We start from the raw sequence: 19,274 nt of genomic DNA on the forward strand, positions 1-19,274 counted from the left end.
CCGGCCGGATGGGTACAGCAGGTGGATCAGACGCGCTTGTCGATGGCGACGAAGTCGCGGTCTTCCGGACCGATGTAGTTGGCGCTCGGGCGGATGATCTTGCCGTCGATGCGCTGCTCGACGATGTGCGCGCTCCAGCCGGCGGTGCGGGCGATCACGAACAGGGGAGTGAACATCGCGGTCGGCACGCCCATCATGTGGTAGCTGACGGCGCTGAACCAGTCCAGGTTCGGGAACATCTTCTTGATGTCCCACATCACCGATTCCAGGCGCTCGGCGATGTCGTACATCTTCATGCTCGACTGCTCTTCGGACAGCTCGCGGGCCACATCCTTGATCACCTTGTTGCGCGGATCGGAGACGGTGTAGACCGGGTGGCCGAAACCGATCACCACTTCCTTGCGCTCAACGCGCGCCTTGATGTCTTCCTCGGCCTCATCCGGGTTGTCGTAGCGCTTCTGCACTTCGAACGCCACTTCGTTGGCGCCGCCATGCTTCGGGCCGCGCAGCGCGCCGATGCCACCGCAGATCGCGCTGTACATGTCGCTGCCGGTACCGGCGATGACACGGCAGGTGAAGGTCGAGGCGTTGAACTCGTGTTCGGCGTACAGGATCAGCGAGGTGTGCATCGCCTTCACCCACGACTCCTGCGGCTTCTCGCCGTGCAGCAGGTGCAGGAAGTGGCCACCGATCGAGTCGTCGTCGGTTTCCACGTCGATGGCGCGGCCGTTGTGGCTCCAGTGGTACCAGTACAGCAGCATCGAACCGAGGCAGGCCATCAGCTTGTCGGCGATGTCGCGCGCGCCCGGATGGTTGTGGTCGTCCTTCTCAGGCGCCACGCAGCCGAGCACGGACACGCCGGTGCGCATCACGTCCATCGGGTGCGCCGACGGCGGCAGTTCTTCCAGCGCCGCCTTCACCGCGGCCGGGATGCCACGCAGCGACTTCAGCTTGGCCTTGTAGGAAACCAGCTCGGCGCGGGTCGGCAGCTTGCCGTGCACCAGCAGGTAGGCGATTTCCTCGAACTCGCTGGTGTTGGCCAGGTCCAGGATGTCATAGCCACGGTAGTGCAGATCGTTGCCACTGCGGCCCACGCTGCACAGCGCGGTGTTGCCGGCAGCGGTGCCGGACAGGGCGACGGACTTCTTCGGCTTGAAGGTCGGGGTTGCGGTCGTATCGTTCATGTTTCCCTCCGAAAACTTGATGGTGCAGGGTACTGCTTATTTCTTGGCGGCGAACAGTGCATCGAGCTGCTGCTCGAACGCGTGGTAGCCGATGCGGTCGTAGAGTTCTTCGCGGGTCTGCATGGTCTCGACCACATTGCGCTGGTGGCCATCACGGCGCACCGCCTGGTAGACGTTCTCGGCGGCCTTGTTGGCGGCACGGAACGCCGACAGCGGGAACAGCTGGATGGCAACGCCGGCCGAGGCCAGTTCATCGCGGCTGAACAGCGGGGTGGCGCCGAATTCGGTGATGTTTGCCAGCACCGGCACCTTCACCGCGTCGACGAAGCGGCGGTAGGTATCCAGGTCGTAGGCAGCCTCGGCGAAGATGCCATCGGCACCGGCCTCGACACAGGCGATGGCGCGCTCGATGGCCTTGTCCACGCCGTCCACCTGGATGGCGTCGGTGCGTGCGATCAGGAAGAAGCCCGGATCGGTCTTGGCATCGGCGGCGGCCTTCACGCGGTCGACCATTTCCCCCTGCGAGACGATCTCCTTGCCCGGACGGTGGCCGCAGCGCTTGGCGCCGACCTGGTCCTCGATGTGGCAGGCGGCTGCGCCGGCCTTGATCAGCGACTTCACGGTGCGCGCGATATTGAACGCGCTCGGGCCGAAGCCGGTATCGATGTCGACCATCAGCGGCAGGTCGCAGACATCGGTGATGCGGCGCACATCAACCAGCACGTCTTCCAGGGTGTTGATGCCCAGGTCCGGCAGGCCCAGCGAGCCCGCGGCAACGCCGCCGCCGGACAGGTAGATGGCGCGGAAGCCGGCGCGCTTGGCCAGCAGGGCGTGGTTGGCGTTGATCGCGCCGATCACCTGCAGCGGCGATTCGGCAACCAGCGCCTCACGGAAGCGGGCACCGGCGGAGAAAGGGGCGGAAGCAGTCATGCGGCAATCCAGGTTGAAGAACGGATGGGTAGGCGCAAGCACCATGCCAAGCTGCAAGCAGTTGATTTCACGGGGATGACCGGCATGCAGCAGTGAAACAAATGAAACATTGAAACAGATGTATCATGAAACACCCCACCCGGACCCGCCGCCATGTATCTGCCCCGCTCACCCCTGCGCCATGCAGATGCCGACCCCGGCCGCCCGGTGATCTGGACGGTCAGCGTCTCGCGGCTGACCGGCCTGCTCGGCGACGTCATTCCCGAGTTCGACCGCCGCGCGCGCATCGAGCAGATCAACCTCGGCTTCGAGGAAGCGGTGGAGGTGATCGGCCAGCGCCTGCGTCGCGAGCACTGCGATGTGGTGATCGCGGGTGGCTCCAACGCCGCCTGGCTGCGCGGCCGGCTGGAGCTGCCGCTGGTGCCGATCCAGGCCAACGGCTTCGACCTGATGGAGGCGCTGGCCCGCGCCCGCCGCATCGCCAGCCGCATCGGCCTGGTCACCCACGCCAGCGACGTACCGGTGTTCAGCAACTTCCAGCAGAGTTTCGGCCTGGATATCGAGCATCGCCGCTTCGTCACCCGCGAGGACGCTCGCGACTGCATCGCCGACCTGCGCGCCAACGGCATCGAAGTGATCGTCGGCACCGGCATGGCCATCGACCATGCCGAGCAGGCCGGCCTGCCCGGGGTGCTGCTGTATTCGGCCGACTCGGTGCGGCAGGCGTTCGAACATGCGCTGGAACTGACCCAGACCCTGGCACGTTCCGGCAGCAACCGCCCTGCCCCGCGCCGGCGCCCGGCAGCGCGTGCCGATGCGCATGAACTGCTCGGCGACAGCGACGCGATGGCGCAGGTGCGCGCGCAGATCGCGCTCTACGCCCCACATGACAGCACCGTGCTGGTCAGCGGCGAAACCGGCACTGGCAAGGAACTGGTGGCGCGCCAGCTGCACGCCGCCAGCGGTCGTCGCGGACGCTTCGTGGCGCTGAACTGCGGCGCGATCAGCGAATCACTGCTGGAAGCGGAGCTGTTCGGCTACAGCGATGGCGCCTTCACCGGCGCACGCCGTGGCGGCCGCGTTGGCCTGGTTGAAGCCGCAGACGGCGGCACCCTGTTCCTGGACGAAATCGGCGAACTGCCGCTGCCGCTGCAGACCCGCCTGCTGCGCGTGCTGGAGGAACGTGAAGTGCTGCGCGTGGGTGCCACCGAACCGACGCCGGTGGACCTGCGTGTGGTCGCCGCCACCCTGCAGTCGCTGGAGCAGCGCGCGGCCGTCGGCAGCTTCCGCCGCGACCTCTACTATCGGCTGGCAGCACTGCGCATCGTGCTGCCGCCGCTGCGCGCCCGACGCGGCGACATCCCGCTGCTGGCGCAGCATTTCTTCCGCCAGCTGCGTGGCATCGACGCGCCATTGGATGAGGATACGCTGGCGGTGCTGACCGCCGCCGAGTGGCCCGGCAACGTGCGTGAGCTGCGTAATCTGGTGGATCGCCTGCGCATCCACTGGCAGCCAGGAGAAGGCCTGATTGATGCTGCACGACTGCTGCAGTTGGCCCCCGAACTGGTGAATGAGGGCGCTGCAGCATTGCCGGTGGAAAGCAACGGCAAGCGCCCGCCGCGTGCGCAGCTGGAGACGCTACTGCAGAAACATCGCAATGATCGCGAGGGGATGGCGCAGGCGCTGGGCGTCTCACGCACTACGCTGTGGCGCTGGCTGCGCGCGGAGGGGTTATAACCACTCGTTGCCTGGTGGGTGCGAACCTTGGTTCGCAACGCTCTTCCGTCAAGCATCTCATCCACGCATGGCGTGGATCTACCGGAACATACCAAATGCTACAGACGCGCTCCGGCTGCGTGCGGACGAGGAACGCTCACCGTGCCCAACGCGCCTCGATGGCGAACCGACCGCTCCCTACCGCCGCAACCCATAGCAGCAGCACGCCCAGCGGCACTTCGCTCAGGTAGAAGAACCAGCTCAGCCAATCGGGCACGCTCAATCCCGCCGGAATGCGCGCGATGCCATCAGTCATTGCGGCCACCGCACAGATGCCCGCCAGCAGCAGCGCCGAGGGGCGGCTCAACAGACCCAGCACCAGCAGGCCGCCGGCGATCCATTCGATCGCACCGAGCACCGGCGCACTGAATATCGGGAACGGGATGCCCGCATCAACCAGCGTATGCACCATGCGCTCGCGCCCTGCGTCGGTAAACACCTTGTTCCAGCCGGATACGCAGAACATCACGCCGGCGACGATGCGGGCAAGCAGCAGTAGGAAGGCTTCCATGCCGCGGCGTGGCGGCGGCACGGCAAACAGGCAACGCCAAGAGGGCATGGCGACTCCGGAAGTCGAGGGCATCCAGCCGAGTGTGCCGGTCGCTGGCCTGCTCGCAGATGAAGCGAACCCGTCGGTTCGCGACAATCTGCTCCTGTAGCGTCGCCAACCAAGGTTGGCGGCTACCGGGGCAGCTCGGCGTCCAACACCATGCGGAAATACACCACGCGCTCGGTTTCCTCGAAACCACACGCACGATGCGCGGCATGCGCCTGTACGTCTTCCACGCGACTGTCAGACGCCAGCTCGCTGCAGCCGGCCGTGCGCGTCCACGCCTGCACTGCCGCCAGCAGAGCGCGGCCCACGGCGTGGCCCTGCCACTGCGGCTGCACGTACCAGCCTTCCAGGAAGCCGACCGGCGAAGACTCGGTGCCATTCACGTAGTCGTGGCGCAGGCGCACTTCGGCGAACCCCACCGCTTCGCCACCGGCCAGACAGGCAAGGAATACCGCGCCTTCGGCATCGGCCAGCGACTCCGCCAGTTCCTCCAGCGGATCATCGGCATCGGGCCACAGGCCGAGACGCAACTGCGCCCACGCGGCCACATCGGCCGGCGTGGCCTGGCGGATCGTGGGCACACTGTCGATCACGGGTACAGCAGGCGCTTGCTCCAGCGCCCTTCGGCACCGGCTTCATAGCACCAGCGTTCATGCAGGCGGAACTGCGCGCCGTACCAGAACTCGATACGGTCAGGCACCACCCGCAGGCCGCTCCAGCCGGCCGGGCGCGGTACGTCCTTGCCCTCGAAACGGGCTTCGATTTCGGCCACGCGCGCGTCGAATTCCTCGCGGCTTGCCAGCGTCTTCGACTGTTGCGAGGCCCACGCACCGATCTGGCTCATGCGCGGGCGGCTGGCGAAATAGGCATCGGCCTCTGTGTCTGCCACCTGCTCGACACGGCCTTCGATGCGCACCTGGATGCCAGCCTCGCGCAGGCTGCGCCACAGGAACAGCAGTGCGGCCTGCGGATTGGCCTGCAGTTCCTGGCCCTTGTGGCTGTCCAGGTGGGTGTAGAAGACAAAGCCGCGCTCGTCGAAGGCCTTCAGCAGCACGGTACGCGCCGAGGGACGGCCCTGCGCATCGGCGGTGGCCACGGTCATCGCGTTCGGCTCGACCTCGCGGCTCTGTTTGGCCTCTTCGAACAGGCCGGCAAACGTGGACAGGGCTTCGGCGTACAGGTCGCTCATGATTGCGTTCTTCTCACACGGATTGGGCTATTGTGGCTGCATGGCCGCTGCTGCGTATATGCCCCAGGTGAAAGGATTCCCCGAAACATTGGCCGAACAGGCGCTGGACGATGCACTGGCCAGCGGTGCAGCGGTTCCAGTATTGGCGATCAGCGGCCTGCAGGGGAGCGGCAAATCGACGCTGGCTGCGCAGGTGGTGGCGCGCGCCCAGGCACGCGGCCTGAACGCGGCCACGCTGTCGATCGATGACGTCTACCTGACCCGCGCACAGCGCCAGCGACTGGCGCGCCAGGTGCACCCGCTGTTGATCACCCGCGGCCCGCCGGGCACCCATGACCTCCCGCTGGCCCACGCCGTGCTGGACGCGGTGGCCGCACGCCAGCCTTTCGCGATGCCGCGCTTCGACAAGCTGGCCGATGAACGCCTGCCCGAAGCGCAATGGCCGCAGCTGCAACAACCGCTGGACCTGCTGGTATTCGAAGGCTGGTTCCTGGGCACGCCTGCGCAGGATGACGACGCGCTGGACAGCCCGCTGAACGCGCTGGAGCGCGAGGCCGACACCGATGGCCGCTGGCGTCGCTGGTGCAACCAGGCGCTGGCCCGCGACTACCCGGCACTGTGGCAGCGCTGCAACCGCCTGTGGTTCCTGCAGCCACCGGATTTCTCGGTGGTGCCACGCTGGCGCTGGCAGCAGGAGCAGAACCTGCAGGCCGCGCAGCCGGGCCGGCACGGCATGAGCCGGCCACAGCTGGAGCGTTTCGTGCAGTACTACGAGCGGGTCAGCCGGCAGGCGCTGCACGCCCTGCCCACCCTCGCCGACCATGTGGTGGTGCTGGACGGCCAGCGCCAGGTGCAGGACGTGCGCTGAGCGCGACTACTCCACCAGGAAGGTCACCCGCAGGTTGACCCGCCATTCGGTGATCTCGCCGCTGCCGTTGGTGACCACCTTGGTCTCGTTCACCCAGGCGCCCTGGATGCCCTTGACCGTCTCGGAGACCTTCTTCAGCCCGCTGCGCACGGCGTCTTCCACGCTCTTCGGCGAGGAGGCGGTGATTTCGATGACCTTGGCGACCGTCATGGCCTGTACTCCGGCTGGCGCGGGAGACCCCGCAGGAACGCCTACCCTGACGTGAAGAACGTAAAGGCCGGGGCACGGAGGTGTTAGCATCAGAGGGCATGAATCCTGCTCCGAACCTGATCCTGATCGGCCCGATGGGCGCCGGCAAAACCTGCATCGGCCGCCGCCTGGCCGAGCGTTTCACGCTGGATTTCGTCGATGTCGACCAGGCCATCGTCGATGCCGCCGGCGCCAGCATTCCGACCATCTTCGAGCACTCCGGCGAAGCCGGCTTCCGCAGCCATGAACGCCAGGCGCTTGCGCGGGTGCTGGAAGGCCGCGGCCAGCTGGTCTCCACCGGTGGTGGCGCCGTACTGGATCCGGACAACCGCGCACTGATCGCCCGGCGCGGCTTCGTGGTCTATCTGCGGGTGAGCGTGGCCGAACAGCTCGAGCGCCTGGCCCGCGACAAGGGCCGGCCGCTGCTGCAGCGTCCGGACCGCGAGCAGGTGCTGCACGATCTGGCCGCACACCGCGACCCGCTGTACCGCGAACTGGCCGACCTCACCCTCGACACCGACCCGTATACCGCTGCCGATGCGACCGCCCAGCTGGTGGTCAAGCTGGCCACGCAATGGCAGCGCCAGGACCTGACCGCATGACCTCCCCCGCCCTGCTGCAGGTCGCCGTTGGCGGCGACCGCCCCTACTCCATCACCATCGGCGCCGGCGCCCAGGCCGACGGCAACGCGCTGGCCTCGCACGTGCGCGGCCGTCATGTGCTGCTGCTCAGCGACAGCGAAGTCGCCCCGCGCTATCTGGCATCGGTCAAACAGACGCTGCTGGCCGCACGCGCGGACCTGATCATCGGCGAGCACGTGCTGGCCGCCGGCGAGGCCTCCAAGACCCTGGCCGAGTTCGGCCGCGCGATCGAAGCGCTGGCCGCGCTCGGTGCCACCCGCGACGCCTGCGTGTTCGCCCTCGGCGGCGGCGTGGTCGGTGACCTTGCCGGTTTCGCTGCCGCCTGCTGGATGCGCGGCGTGGACTGCGTGCAGCTGCCGACCACCCTGCTGGCGATGGTCGATTCGTCGGTGGGCGGCAAGACCGCCGTCGACATCCCGGCCGGCAAGAACCTGGTCGGCGCCTTCCATCCGCCGCGTGCGGTCATCGCCGATACCCGCGTGCTGGCCACCCTGCCGCCTCGCGAGCTGCGCGCCGGCCTGGCCGAAGTGGTGAAGTACGGTGCATTGGGTGACGCGGTGTTCTTCGAGTGGCTGCAGCAGCATGCCGATGCGCTGCTGGCCGGCGAGGATGCGGTGCTGGCCGAGGCCATCGCGCGCAGCTGCCGGCACAAGGCCGCCATCGTCGAGCGCGACCCGTTCGAGAAGGGCGAGCGTGCCCTGCTCAACCTCGGCCACACCTTCGGCCACGCCATCGAGACCGAACAGGGCTATTCGGCCCCAGGCCGCGATGCGCTGAACCATGGCGAAGCGGTGGCGGTGGGCATGGTGCTGGCGGCGAAGCTGTCCACCGACCTGGGCCTGGCCGACGATGCCGACCGCGCACGCCTGCAGGCCCTGCTGGAACGCCTCGGCCTGCCGGTGGCGATCCCGGCCGGGCTGGACCCGCAGGCCCTGCTCGGCCGCATGCGCCTGGACAAGAAGAACGTGGCCGGCCGCCTGCGCCTGGTGCTGTGGCGTGGCATGGGCCGCGCTGAAGTGGTGCCGGACGTGGATGAAGCGGCGGTGCTGAAGGTGCTGTCGGCCCGGTAGTGCCGGCCGCTGGCCGGCAATCCTGCCGCGCAGCCTGGTAGTGCCGGCCGCTGGCCGGCTTCCCCGTTGATGACGTTGCTGGCCAGCGGCCGGCACCACCACGTTGCGGCAGGGGTCACCCGTGCCCCGCTACAATCGGCGCCATGCACGTCTACCTGCAACATCCCGACGCCGGTGCGCAGGCACCGCGCTTCCTGCGCCTGAGCCTGCTGCCGGACCTGTTCGGCGGCTGGGAGCTGCTGCGCGAGAGCGGCCGCGTCGGCAGCCGCTCGCAGCTGCGGCGCGAGCTGTTCCTGCAGGCCGACGAAGCCCGCCACGCCTTCGAGAAGGCCCGCGATGCTGAACTGCATCGCGGCTTCCAGATCCTTTCGCACGGCGACTGACGCCGCTGCTCCTCCCGTCCAAGGAATGCCCATCGTGACCAGCCCTCTCCGCAACGATCGCCTGCTGCGCGCCCTGCGCCGCGAACCGGTGGACTGCACCCCCGTCTGGCTGATGCGCCAGGCCGGCCGCTACCTGCCGGAATACCGCGCGACCCGGGCCAAGGCCGGCAGTTTCCTGGCCATGGCCAAGACCCCGGAGATCGCCTGCGAAGTCACCCTGCAGCCGCTGCGCCGGTTCCCGCTGGACGCGGCCATCCTGTTCTCGGACATCCTCACCATTCCCGATGCGATGGGCCTGGAGCTGTACTTCGTCGAAGGCGAAGGCCCGAAGTTCCGCCATCCGGTGCGTGATGAAGCGGCCATCGCCAGGCTGGCGGTGCCGGACATGGAACAGGACCTGGGCTACGTGATGGATGCGGTACGCCTGATCCGCCGCGAGCTGGACGGCCAGGTGCCGCTGATCGGCTTCTCCGGCAGCCCGTGGACGCTGGCCTGCTACATGGTGGAAGGCGGCGGCAGCAAGGATTTCGCGCGCATCAAGGCGATGGCGCTGAACCATCCGCAGGCCCTGCACCGCCTGCTGGAAGTCACCACCGACGCGGTGATCGCCTACCTCGGCGCGCAGCGCGCGGCCGGCGCACAGGCGCTGCAGGTGTTCGACACCTGGGGCGGCGTGCTGTCGCCGGCGATGTACCGCGAGTTCTCGCTGCGTTACCTGCAGCGGATTGCGCAGGGCCTGGACCGTGGCGAGGGCAGCGAGCGCACCCCGCTGATCCTGTTCGGCAAGGGCACCGGCCTGCACCTGGAAGCGCTGTCGCAGACCGGCGCCGATGCACTGGGCCTGGACTGGACGCTGGACCTGGACGAAGCGATGCGCCGCACCGGTGGCCGCGTCGCCCTGCAGGGCAACCTCGACCCGACCACGCTGTACGCCTCACCGGATGCGATCGCCGCGGCCGCCGCGCGCGTGCTCGACACCTATGCGGCCGGCAACGGCGGTTCGCGCGAGGGCCATGTGTTCAACCTCGGCCATGGCATGTCGCCGGACATGGACCCTGCGCATGTACAGGTGCTGGTCGACGCGGTGCACGCGCACAGCCAACGCTGAGCATTCCGCATGCAGGTACGGCGCGACCTTGATCGCGCCGTGACCCGCATTGCGCGATCATGGCGGCCCCCACGCTGCACCGGCCGCACGCCATGCCTACATCGTCATCGACCTACAACCGCCACCGCCCCCTGCTGTGGCTGGTGTCCTTGGCGATTTTCATGCAGATGCTGGACTCGACCATCGTCAACACGGCGTTGCCGGCGATGGCGGCCAGCCTGGGCGAGAGCCCGCTGCAGATGCAATCGGTGGTGTTCAGCTATGCGCTGGCGGTCGCCACCTTCATTCCCGCCTCGGGCTGGATCGCCGACCGCTATGGCACCCGGCGCACCTTCCTGGTGGCGATCATCCTGTTCACCCTCGGCTCGCTGGCCTGCGCGCTGGCCCAGCACCTGCACCAGCTGGTCGGTGCACGCGTGCTGCAGGGCATCGGCGGTGCGATGCTGCTGCCGGTCGGTCGGCTGGCGGTGATGCGTTCGGTGCCGCGCGAGGATTTCCTGCGCGCGATGAGCTTCATCGCCATCCCCGCGCTGGTCGGTCCGCTGATCGGCCCGACACTCGGCGGCTGGCTGGTCGAGATCGCCTCATGGCACTGGGTGTTCCTGATCAACCTGCCGATCGGCGTGATCGGTTTCATCGCCGCGATGAAGATCATGCCCGACCATTACGCCAGCCATCGCACCCGCTTCGACCTGCGCGGCTACATCATGCTGGCCTTCGCGATGGTGGTGCTGTCGCTGGCACTGGACGGCATCTCCGGGCTCGGCACGCCACACGCACTGGTGATGCTGATGACCGTGGCCGGCCTGGCCGCGCTGGTGGGCTACTGGCTGCACGCCGCCAATTCGACTGCGCCGTTGTTCTCGCTGGCACTGTTCCGCGTGCCCAGCTACCGCATCGGTATTCTCGGCAACCTGTTCTCGCGCATCGGCAGCAGCGCCATGCCGATGCTGATCCCGCTGCTGCTGCAGGTCGGCCTCGGCCTGGGCCCGATGCATGCCGGCCTGATGATGGTGCCGGTGGCGGCGGCCGGCATGGTCTCCAAGCAGCTGGCGGTGAAGCTGGTCGAACGCTACGGTTACCGCCGCGTGCTGATGGTCAACACCGTGCTGGTCGGCCTGGCGATGGCCAGCTTCATCCTGATGACACCCGGCCAGCACCTGGCCTGGCGCCTGATGCAGCTGGCGTTCTTCGGTGCGGTCAATTCCCTGCAGTTCACCGTGATGAACACCGTGACCCTGCGCGATCTCGATCGCGAATTCGCCAGTTCCGGCAACAGCCTGCTGTCGATGGTGATGATGCTGGCCGCCGGTTTCGGCGCCGCAGCCGCCGGCAGCCTGCTGGCCGCGTTCGGCACCCACCTGGACAGCACCGACGCCACTGCGGCGTTGCATGCCACGTTCCTGTGCGTGGGTGCGATCACGCTGACCTCGACAATGATCTTCTGGCAGCTGCCCGACACCAAGCCGGAGCCACGGCAGGTCGAGCACGTCGCGGAGTGAGGGGTTCGGCAGGGCCTGCGGCCCTGCACCCGCAGAGGCCGAAGCCGAAGCAACAGCAACAGCAACAGCAACAGCGAGCATTCCGTGGGTTGGCGAGGCGGTGTCGCAGCGCGGGGACGCCGCAAGTACGTCCCTGTAGGCTTGGCAGCCGCATCCATGCGGCTGACACCCCGCACTGCGACACCACCCCACCTCTGACAGATGGTCGCTGCTGTTGGTGGGTGTCGACCTTGGTCGACACATCTGTCAGATATCGAAATACATCTGGGGTCAGATCCGACAGATCGCGGAAAACTGTCGAAGGCGGGGTGGGTCCGGTTGCGGGAGTGTCCGCGGCATGGATGCCGCGGCCAAGCCCCCATGGATGGGTTTACGGCGTCTCCCGCAACCGGATCCACCCCGCCATCCCACAGGAAGCCAGCTTTTGCTTCGGCTGTTGCTGTTGCTCCGGCTTGCAGCAGGTGCAGGGCCGCAGGCCCTGCCGAACCTACCTCCCCATCACCCTGGCAATCGCTTCCACCAGCAGTTCGCCGGTCACCGGCTTGCGCAGGAAGCCGCCGATGCCGGCCGCTTCCACCTGCTGCTGCAGGTCCGGATCAGTGCGCGCGGTCACCGCCAGCAACGGCAGCATGTAGCCCTGGTTGCGCAGGTGCTGGGCCAGTTCGAAGCCGCTCAGGCCCGGCAGATCCAGATCCAGCAGGCCGACGTCGAAATCGCCGGCACTGATCTCGCGCAGCGCCGCCAGCGCATGGCCGGCATGCACCACCTCGTGGCCGCGTGCGCTCAGCAGCCCCCGCACCACATCGGCCACGGTGGCATCGTCCTCGACCAGCAGCACCCGCAGCGGTGGCATGTTCGTCGCCTCGTCGCGATGCCCTTCGGCGGACGCCTCGGCATCACTGTCCACCACCAGTGGCAACGGCAGGGTCACGCCAAAACAGGTGCCTCGGCCCAGCTGGCTCTCCACCTGGATCCGCCCCTGCATCGCATGTGCCAGCTCGCGGCAGATCGCCAGGCCGAGGCCGCTGCCACCGTACTGCGCAGCGGTACGTGCACCATCGGCCTGCTCGAAGCGGCGGAACAGGCGCTGCTGCTGTTCCTGGCTGATGCCGGGGCCGGTATCGCGCACTTCGAAATGCAGCGCGCGCAGCTCGCCATCGCAACGTGCGTGCAGGGTGATGGTGCCGCGGCTGGTGAATTTCACTGCATTCGACAGCAGGTTGAGCAGGATCTGCCGCACGCGCATGGCGTCACCGGTCGCCTGCAGGCCCGGCGGCAGCTGGTTGTCGAGGGTGAAGCGCAGGCCCTTCTGGGCGGCCAGCGGGCCCATCAGCGCCGCCAGATCCTGCAACAGGCCATTCAACGCAAACGACTGCGACTGCAGTTCCAGGCGCCCGGACTCGATCCGCGCCAGGTCCAGCGCATCGTTGACCAGGTGCAGCAGGTGTTCGCCAGCATGCCGGATCGACTGCGTGTAGCCGCGCTGCTGCGGGTCCAGTGGCGAGGCCAGCAGCAGCTCGCTCATGCCCAGCACGCCGGTCATCGGCGTACGGATCTCATGCCCAAGGTTGGCCAGGAAGCGGGTCTTGGCCGCCGAGGCCTGCTCGGCCAGTTCCTGCTTGTGCAGCGCCAGCTGGTAGGCGTGGCGCCGCTGCAGGCGGCGTCGGTACAACCAGGCGAACCAGCTGGTCAGCAGCAACCCGACCGACGCCAGCACCAGCAGGCCGGACAGGCTGCGCCACCATGGCGGTTGCACGCGGAATTCCAGGCTCTGCACCCGCGACCACACATGGTCGGCCGAGCGTGCCTGCACTTCCAGCCGGTAGCTGCCGGGCGCCAGGCGCGAGAACAGGCGCTCGCCCGCCGGACCCACTTCGACCCAATCCGGGTCGTAGCCGGCCAGGCGGTAACGGTAGGTATTGGACGCCGAGTCGGCGAAGGACAGCAATCGCGCGACGATGCGCAGGTCGCGGTCGCCATCGGCGATCTGCAACGGTGCATCGTGGGTCATGTCCAGCACCTGCTCATTGCGGCGCACTTCCACCCGCTCGATCACCAGTGGCGCGCGGCGTACTGAAGGCCGCACCTGCTCCGGGTCGAACACCACTGCGCCTGCCGCCGTTCCGGCCACCAGGTGGCCATCGGCCGCCGCGATCAAGGTGTGTTCGCGGAATTCCTGGCTCGGCAGGCCGTCGTGCACGCCGTACAGGCGCACGCTCTGCCCATCGGCACTGACACGGACCAGGCCGCGTGCGCTGGTCGCCCAGGCCACGCCCTGCGCATCCACCACCAGGCCAGAGGCGGAGATCGCCGGATAGCCCTGTTCGGCACCGACCACCGCCTGCCGTTCCAGGCGCCCCTGGCTCCAGCGGTATCGCGACAGGCGCCCGTCCTCGGACAACCAGACCTGGCCATCGCGGCCCACGTGCAGCGCATGGATGGCCGTTGCCGGCGCACCCGGCACCGGCTGGAAGCGCTCGCTTTCCGGCAGCCACTGCAGCAGGCCACGGCTGCTGGCCAGCCAGATATGGTCCTGCGGACCGCATTCCACATCGAGGTTGAGCTGGCCCTGCTGCAGGCCACGCTGGCCATTGTCCAGCTCGCGCCGCACGCGCCCATCGAGGTCGCGCTGCTGCAGGCCTGCGGGCAGCATCAACCAGAGGCTGTCGCCGTCGCAGGTCATCATCGCTTCGATGACCCCTTCCATCGCTGCATCGGCACCGGCGTCACGCCCCCAGCGACGCAGCTCGCGCCGTTGCGGGTCGTAGCGCACCAGCGCATCGGTCGATCCGATCCAGACCTGGCCACGCCGGTCCTCGCGCACCGACGACAGCCAGTGCATGCCGTTGACCCAGGTACGGTGCTGCTCGATCCTGCCGGTTTTCGGATCGAAGCGATCCAGCGCGCCATGGCTGCCCACCGTCCAGACACCGCCATTGCTGGATGGGCTGGTGCCCAGCACGAGCGCATTGCGCAGCGAGCTGGGGTCGTCCTCCAGGCGCGACAGCACCGAGAACTGCCACCAGCGTGGCAGCAGGTGCCACAGCCCGGCATTGGTGCTGGCCAACCAGATGCCACCTTCGCGGTCCTCGTAGGCACCGGTCCAGTTCGGCCGCACCGGACCGCGCGCGATCGCGCTGTACAGCGGCACGGTCTGGTACTGGCCATCGACCGCACGCCCCAGCCCAGTGCGCGTGTCCAGCCAGTGCCCGCCCTGCTCGTCGCGCAGCATCATGCCCAGCACCTGCTCGCCCGGCGGCAGCTTCCACGGAGGGGCTTCGAAGCGCCCATCCGGACGGCGCACGGTGGCCCCGGCCATCGTGCTGATCCACAGGCTGCCATCCGGTTCGGCGGTCAGCCCGTTGATCAGCAGGCTGGGGATGATGTCCGTACCGACACGCTCGAAGTCGGTCCCGGTCCAGCGCGCCACGCCATGCTTGGTGCCGATCCACAGGCTGCCATCGGCCAGCGTGGCCAGGTAGGGCACCGACGACGAGGGCAGGCTGCGCGGATTGTTCGGCTCGGGCAGGAAGCGCTGCAGGCGGTCCTGGCTGTCCAGGCGGTACAGGCCGCCCTCATGGGTACCGAACCAGATCGAGCCATCAGGCGTGCTGGCCAGGCTCCAGACCGTGTTGGTGCCCATCAACGGCTGGCTGCTGCGGTCGTAGAAGTGCAGCTGCCGGCGGTCGGCGGACATCCGCACCAGGCCGGCATTCTCGGTGCCTATCCACAGCTGGTTGCGGGCATCGACCAGCACCGTCCAGATGCGGTTGTCACGCAGCCCGTCCTCCGAGCGCCACACCCGGTAGGTGCGACCGTCATAGCGGGCCAGGCCATCGTTGGTGGCGATCCACAGGTAGCCGTACCGGTCCTCGGCCATGCGGTTGACGGTATTGGACGGCAGGCCATCGAACACCGTCACCTGCCGCGGGCTCGGAGGCACCGGCTGTGCCGCAGCGGGCAACGCGCAGCACAGGAGGACCAGCAGCAGCATCGCCGCCCGCAGATACACCACCGATTGCCTCCTCACGCTGGTCCTGATGATTCCCGCGCTGCGGGCGTCGGCATGGTAAACCGAAAGTCGCGCCGTTCACGCCCGGCGCCGGCACAGTCACGCAGTCGCTTGCCGTTTCGCACGCGCCTGGGCGATGGCCGCCACCAGCAGATCGCCGGTCACCGGCTTGCGCAGGAAGCCATCGAAGCCTGCGGCCAGCACCTGGGTTTCAGCGTAGGCATCGGAACGGGCAGTCACTGCCACCAGCGGCAGTTCATAGCCCATGGTGCGCAGCTGGCGGGCGATGGCCGTACCGTCCAGCGCGGGCAGATCGAGATCGAGCAGGCCGACGTCGAAACCATCGGTGGCGATCTCCGACAGCGCGCCCAGGCCATGCAGCACGTGGACCACCTCATGCCCGCGCACCCGCAGCAGGCCGGCGATGACCTCGGCCACCGTGGCATCGTCCTCGACCAGCAGGATGCGCAGCGGCGGCAGTTCCGGCAGGGCCGCGACCTCGCCCGCGGTGCTGGCGGCCTGGCGCGTCCAGGGCAACGGCAGGCGCACGCGGAACCGCGCGCCCTTGCCCGGCTGGCTGTCTACTTCGATGCACCCGCCCATCGCCATCGCCAGCTCCTGGCAGATCGCCAGCCCCAGCCCGCTGCCCCCGTAGCGCGACGCGGTGCGCGGGCCGTCGGCCTGTTCAAAACGATGGAACAGGCGCTGCTGCTGTTCGGCATTGATGCCCGGGCCACTGTCATGCACTTCGAAACACAGCCCGCCCTTTTCTTCCAGGCGCACGGCCAGGCCGACGTGGCCACGCTCGGTGAACTTGATCGCGTTGCCGAGCAGGTTCAGCAGGATCTGGCGCACGCGCATCTCGTCGCCGCTGACACTCACCGGCCCGGGCGGATCTTCGCCGCGCTGGAACTCCAGCTGGCGCTGCTGCGCCATCGGCTGCATCAGGCCCTGCACCTGGTCGAGCAGCTCCCCCAGATCGAACGGACGCAGGTCCAGCTCCAGCCGCCCGGCTTCGATGCGGGCCAGGTCCAGCGCATCGTTGACCAGCCGCAGCAGATGACTACCGGCCTGCTGGATCGACCCCGCGTAGCCGCGCTGCACCGGATCCAGCGGGGTCGCCAGCAGCAGCTCGCTCATGCCCAGCACGCCAGTCATCGGCGTGCGCACTTCGTGGCCCAGCGTGGCCAGGAAACGGCTCTTGGCCTGCGAGGCCTGTTCGGCCAGCTGCTGCTTGTGCACCGTCAGCTGCCATTGCTGGCGACGGCGCAGCCGCGCGCGGACCGACCAGACCAGGACCACCAGCAGCAGCGACCCCAGCAGGATGTAGCCGAAGATCGCCATGCCGCTGCGCCACCACGGCGGCAGCACCTTCACCTGCAACTGCTGCGAAGGTGTCCACGCGCCCCGGGCGGTCGCTGCCTGCACCTCGATGACGTAGCTGCCGGTCGGCAGCCGCGACAGGGTGCGCTGGCCATCGCCGCCCTGCTCCACCCAGTCCTGGTCGTAGCCCTGCACGCGGAAGCGGTAGCGGTTGCCCTGCGGGCTGGCATAGGACAGCAGCCGCGCATCGATCTGCAGATCGCGGTCATCCGGTCCCAGCAACAGGGTGCCGGTGAGCGGCAACGGTTGCCAGCCGCGCGCGTCGTCGCGGCGTACCCGCACTTCGGCGATCACCAGCGATGACGACGGCAGCACGGTGTCGTCGGCATTCACATCGAAGGCAACCAACCCGGTCTGGGTGACGGCCAGCACGCGGCCATCGGCATTCACTGCTGGTGGCCGGCCGGTGAACTCCGCATCGGACAGTCCATCGCGCTCGTTGAACTGCTGCAGGCGCCGCGTTTTAGGGTCCCAACGCAGCAGGCCGCGCGGCGTGGTGGCCCACAGCTGGCCATTGTCGGCCAGCGCCAGCCCACCCATGGTGACCGGCGGCACGCCTGCACTGCCGTCGATGCGCTGGATCAGGCGCAGGCTCATGCCATCCCACTGGTAGCGCTCGAAGGCGCCTTGGCGCGCCAGCCACAACTGCTGCGGATCGATCCACACCAGGTCGTAGATGGGCCCGCGCGAAACACCCGGCACTGCCTCGAAGCGTCCAGCCTGCTCGCGCCAGATGCCCATGTCGCCCATCACCCAGGGCCGGCCATGGGCGTCGAAGCGGATCTGCTCGATCGGCGCATCGGCGGTCCCGCGGAAATGCTCCAGCGGATAGCTGTGCAGCAGCCGGCCCTCTGCATTGCGCTGCTGCAGGTCCAGGCCCATCACCGACACCCACACCGTGCCGTCGGGCGCCTGCCGCATCAGGTCGATGCGCTGGCGCAGATCGGCACTGCCATCGATCCGCAGATCGCGCAGCGCGCCGGTGGCCGGATCGTAGACGGTGATGCGACCGCCGCGCCCCAGCCACAGGCGACCATCCGGGCGCGGCAGCACCGACCACACCACGCCGTTGCCCAGCTGCCGGTCGCTGGCCAGCAGGCGCAGGGTGCCCTGCGCATCCAGCTGATAGACCCCTCGCGCCGAGCCGACGTAGTAGTTCTTGCCGTCGCTGGCCGCGCTCAACAGGTACTGGCTGTCCAGCGGCTTGCCGTCGAGCTGGTTCCAGATCGAGAAGCGCCGCCAGTCCGGTGGCAGATAGGCCAGGCCCTGGGTCAGCAGCGCCACCCACAATCCGCCCTCGTGGTCCTGCAGCAGATCGAGCACACCGCTGTGCGCGGTCAGGAAGCCGCTGCCGCGGTCGCCCTCCAGCCGGCGCAGCGCCGCCGCATCCCCCCGCAACAAACCATCGGAGGTGCCGGCCCAGTAGCCCCCCTGGCGATCGGCCAGGACCAGGGCCGAGCGCAGCTGGGCGCTGTCGGCCCATCGCGGACGACTGACCCGGTCCTGCCCGTCGATGCGGTACAGGCCATCGTTCTGGCTGCCCACCCAGATCGAACCCTCCGCATCACGGCTCAACCGGAGCACGCTCAGCGTGCCCAGTTCCCGCGCGGCCACCGGCTCGAACCCGCTGCCGTTCCAACGCGCCACGCCGGCTTCGGTGCCCACCCACAGGCGGCCCCGCGTATCGACCAGGCTGGTGAAGATGCTGTTGCTGGGCAGGCCCCCCGGCTGCGCTGGATCATGGGTGTAGAGGCGCACGCTGCCGTCTTCGCCAAGCCGGCAGACGCCATGGTTGTTGGTCCCGATCCACAAGGCATCGTCGACATAGGCCAGTGCCCAGAACTGCCCCTGGCAGGTGGAATTGACCGTGTCGAAGGTCCGGAAGCGCTCGCGGTCGGCATCCAGGCGGGCCACGCCCTTGCCGTTGATGCCCACCCAGACCCGGTCCAGCGGATCGATCAGCAGGGTCTCGATCTCGTTGCCAGGCAGCGAGCCCGGCTGTTCCGGATCGTGCTCCCAGACTCGCAGGCTGTTGCCGTCATAACGGGCGAGCCCACCATCGGTGGCGGCCCAGATGTGGCCCTGGCGGTCCTCGGCCAGCGCCACCACCATGCGCGACGGCAAGCCTTCGGCGGCACCGAAGCGGCGCAGGCGCGGTGTTTCTGCCATGTCCAGGGTCGCAGCCGCCGTGGCCATCGCCATCAGCAGCAGTCCCATACCTGCGATGCCACGGCACCACCGGCGCCAGCCGCTCGTCATCCTGAACCCCCTGTCCTGGGCCGATTGTCACACAGGGCCGGGTTCATGGCTGCAACAGGCTGTTTCCAGCGGTGGCACCACCACGAACTGTTGCAGCCATGCACGCAACGTTGGCAGGGGGCTGTGCGTATGATCACAGCGTCCCCTTCCGGAGCCCGCCATCG

At 68.3% G+C, this 19,274-nt stretch carries 15 protein-coding genes; 7 read left to right on the forward strand and 8 right to left on the reverse strand.

Annotation, left to right across the window (positions count from 1 at the left end; genetic code table 11):
* Positions 1-26 precede the first annotated feature (26 nt).
* On the reverse strand, positions 27-1,184 hold the full coding sequence (prpC, locus tag ACZK1G_RS16840; RefSeq protein ID WP_014038133.1) for a bifunctional 2-methylcitrate synthase/citrate synthase: 1,158 nt from the start codon (positions 1,182-1,184) through the stop codon (positions 27-29).
* 36 nt (positions 1,185-1,220) lie between these two features.
* Positions 1,221-2,114 (reverse strand): methylisocitrate lyase, encoded by an 894-nt coding sequence (prpB, locus tag ACZK1G_RS16845; RefSeq protein WP_049443047.1) that lies wholly within the window; start codon positions 2,112-2,114, stop codon positions 1,221-1,223.
* A gap of 153 nt (positions 2,115-2,267) precedes the next feature.
* Here prpB and prpR point away from each other — a divergent pair, with 153 nt between their 5' ends.
* Positions 2,268-3,851, forward strand: a complete 1,584-nt coding sequence (prpR, locus tag ACZK1G_RS16850) for a propionate catabolism operon regulatory protein PrpR (protein WP_049443012.1) — start codon at positions 2,268-2,270, stop codon at positions 3,849-3,851.
* A gap of 136 nt (positions 3,852-3,987) precedes the next feature.
* On the opposite strand, the gene ACZK1G_RS16855 is transcribed toward prpR, so the two are convergent.
* From ACZK1G_RS16855 to pdxH, 3 genes are all read right to left on the reverse strand, one after another.
* A complete protein-coding gene (locus ACZK1G_RS16855; protein ID WP_049443011.1) occupies positions 3,988-4,449 on the reverse strand; it encodes a DoxX family protein in 462 nt (153 codons plus the stop codon).
* A gap of 122 nt (positions 4,450-4,571) precedes the next feature.
* On the reverse strand, positions 4,572-5,039 hold the full coding sequence (gene aacA, locus ACZK1G_RS16860; protein ID WP_049443010.1) for an aminoglycoside 6'-N-acetyltransferase: 468 nt from the start codon (positions 5,037-5,039) through the stop codon (positions 4,572-4,574).
* Entirely contained in the window at positions 5,036-5,635 is a 600-nt protein-coding gene (pdxH, locus tag ACZK1G_RS16865) for a pyridoxamine 5'-phosphate oxidase (RefSeq protein ID WP_049443009.1), read from the reverse strand. The genes aacA and pdxH overlap by 4 nt, the downstream gene beginning before the upstream one ends.
* A 40-nt stretch (positions 5,636-5,675) precedes the next feature.
* Here pdxH and ACZK1G_RS16870 point away from each other — a divergent pair, with 40 nt between their 5' ends.
* Positions 5,676-6,503, forward strand: a complete 828-nt coding sequence (locus ACZK1G_RS16870) for a kinase (RefSeq protein ID WP_101765929.1) — start codon at positions 5,676-5,678, stop codon at positions 6,501-6,503.
* A gap of 6 nt (positions 6,504-6,509) precedes the next feature.
* Here the strand turns inward: ACZK1G_RS16870 and ACZK1G_RS16875 are convergent, their stop codons facing one another.
* Positions 6,510-6,713: a dodecin family protein gene (locus ACZK1G_RS16875; RefSeq protein WP_005410663.1), complete on the reverse strand. Its 204-nt coding sequence runs from the start codon at positions 6,711-6,713 to the stop codon at positions 6,510-6,512.
* Between the two features lie 98 nt (positions 6,714-6,811).
* On the opposite strand from ACZK1G_RS16875, the gene ACZK1G_RS16880 reads away from it, so the two are divergent.
* From ACZK1G_RS16880 to mdtD, 5 genes are all read left to right on the forward strand, one after another.
* Positions 6,812-7,354: a shikimate kinase gene (locus tag ACZK1G_RS16880; protein WP_014648049.1), complete on the forward strand. Its 543-nt coding sequence runs from the start codon at positions 6,812-6,814 to the stop codon at positions 7,352-7,354.
* The gene (gene aroB, locus ACZK1G_RS16885; protein ID WP_101765930.1) at positions 7,351-8,463 is read left to right on the forward strand and encodes a 3-dehydroquinate synthase; all 1,113 of its coding nucleotides are present in this window, start codon (positions 7,351-7,353) and stop codon (positions 8,461-8,463) included. Before ACZK1G_RS16880 ends, aroB begins: the two co-directional genes overlap by 4 nt.
* A gap of 143 nt (positions 8,464-8,606) precedes the next feature.
* Positions 8,607-8,846 carry a WGR domain-containing protein gene (locus tag ACZK1G_RS16890; protein WP_014038141.1) on the forward strand — a complete coding sequence of 80 codons (240 nt, stop codon included), beginning with the start codon at positions 8,607-8,609 and terminating at the stop codon, positions 8,844-8,846.
* A 25-nt stretch (positions 8,847-8,871) separates the two neighbouring features.
* Entirely contained in the window at positions 8,872-9,954 is a 1,083-nt protein-coding gene (hemE, locus tag ACZK1G_RS16895; protein WP_049443006.1) for a uroporphyrinogen decarboxylase, read from the forward strand.
* A 92-nt stretch (positions 9,955-10,046) separates the two neighbouring features.
* Positions 10,047-11,456 (forward strand): multidrug transporter subunit MdtD, encoded by a 1,410-nt coding sequence (gene mdtD, locus ACZK1G_RS16900; protein ID WP_101766438.1) that lies wholly within the window; start codon positions 10,047-10,049, stop codon positions 11,454-11,456.
* 487 nt (positions 11,457-11,943) lie between these two features.
* Here the strand turns inward: mdtD and ACZK1G_RS16905 are convergent, their stop codons facing one another.
* Both ACZK1G_RS16905 and ACZK1G_RS16910 read right to left on the reverse strand, forming a co-directional pair.
* Entirely contained in the window at positions 11,944-15,471 is a 3,528-nt protein-coding gene (locus ACZK1G_RS16905) for an ATP-binding protein (RefSeq protein ID WP_197622252.1), read from the reverse strand.
* Positions 15,472-15,567: 96 nt separating this feature from the next.
* On the reverse strand, positions 15,568-19,110 hold the full coding sequence (locus ACZK1G_RS16910; RefSeq protein WP_049443003.1) for a sensor histidine kinase: 3,543 nt from the start codon (positions 19,108-19,110) through the stop codon (positions 15,568-15,570).
* Positions 19,111-19,274: the final 164 nt, after the last annotated feature.

It is taken from the genome of Stenotrophomonas sp. 109824_Sma (assembly GCF_056480025.1).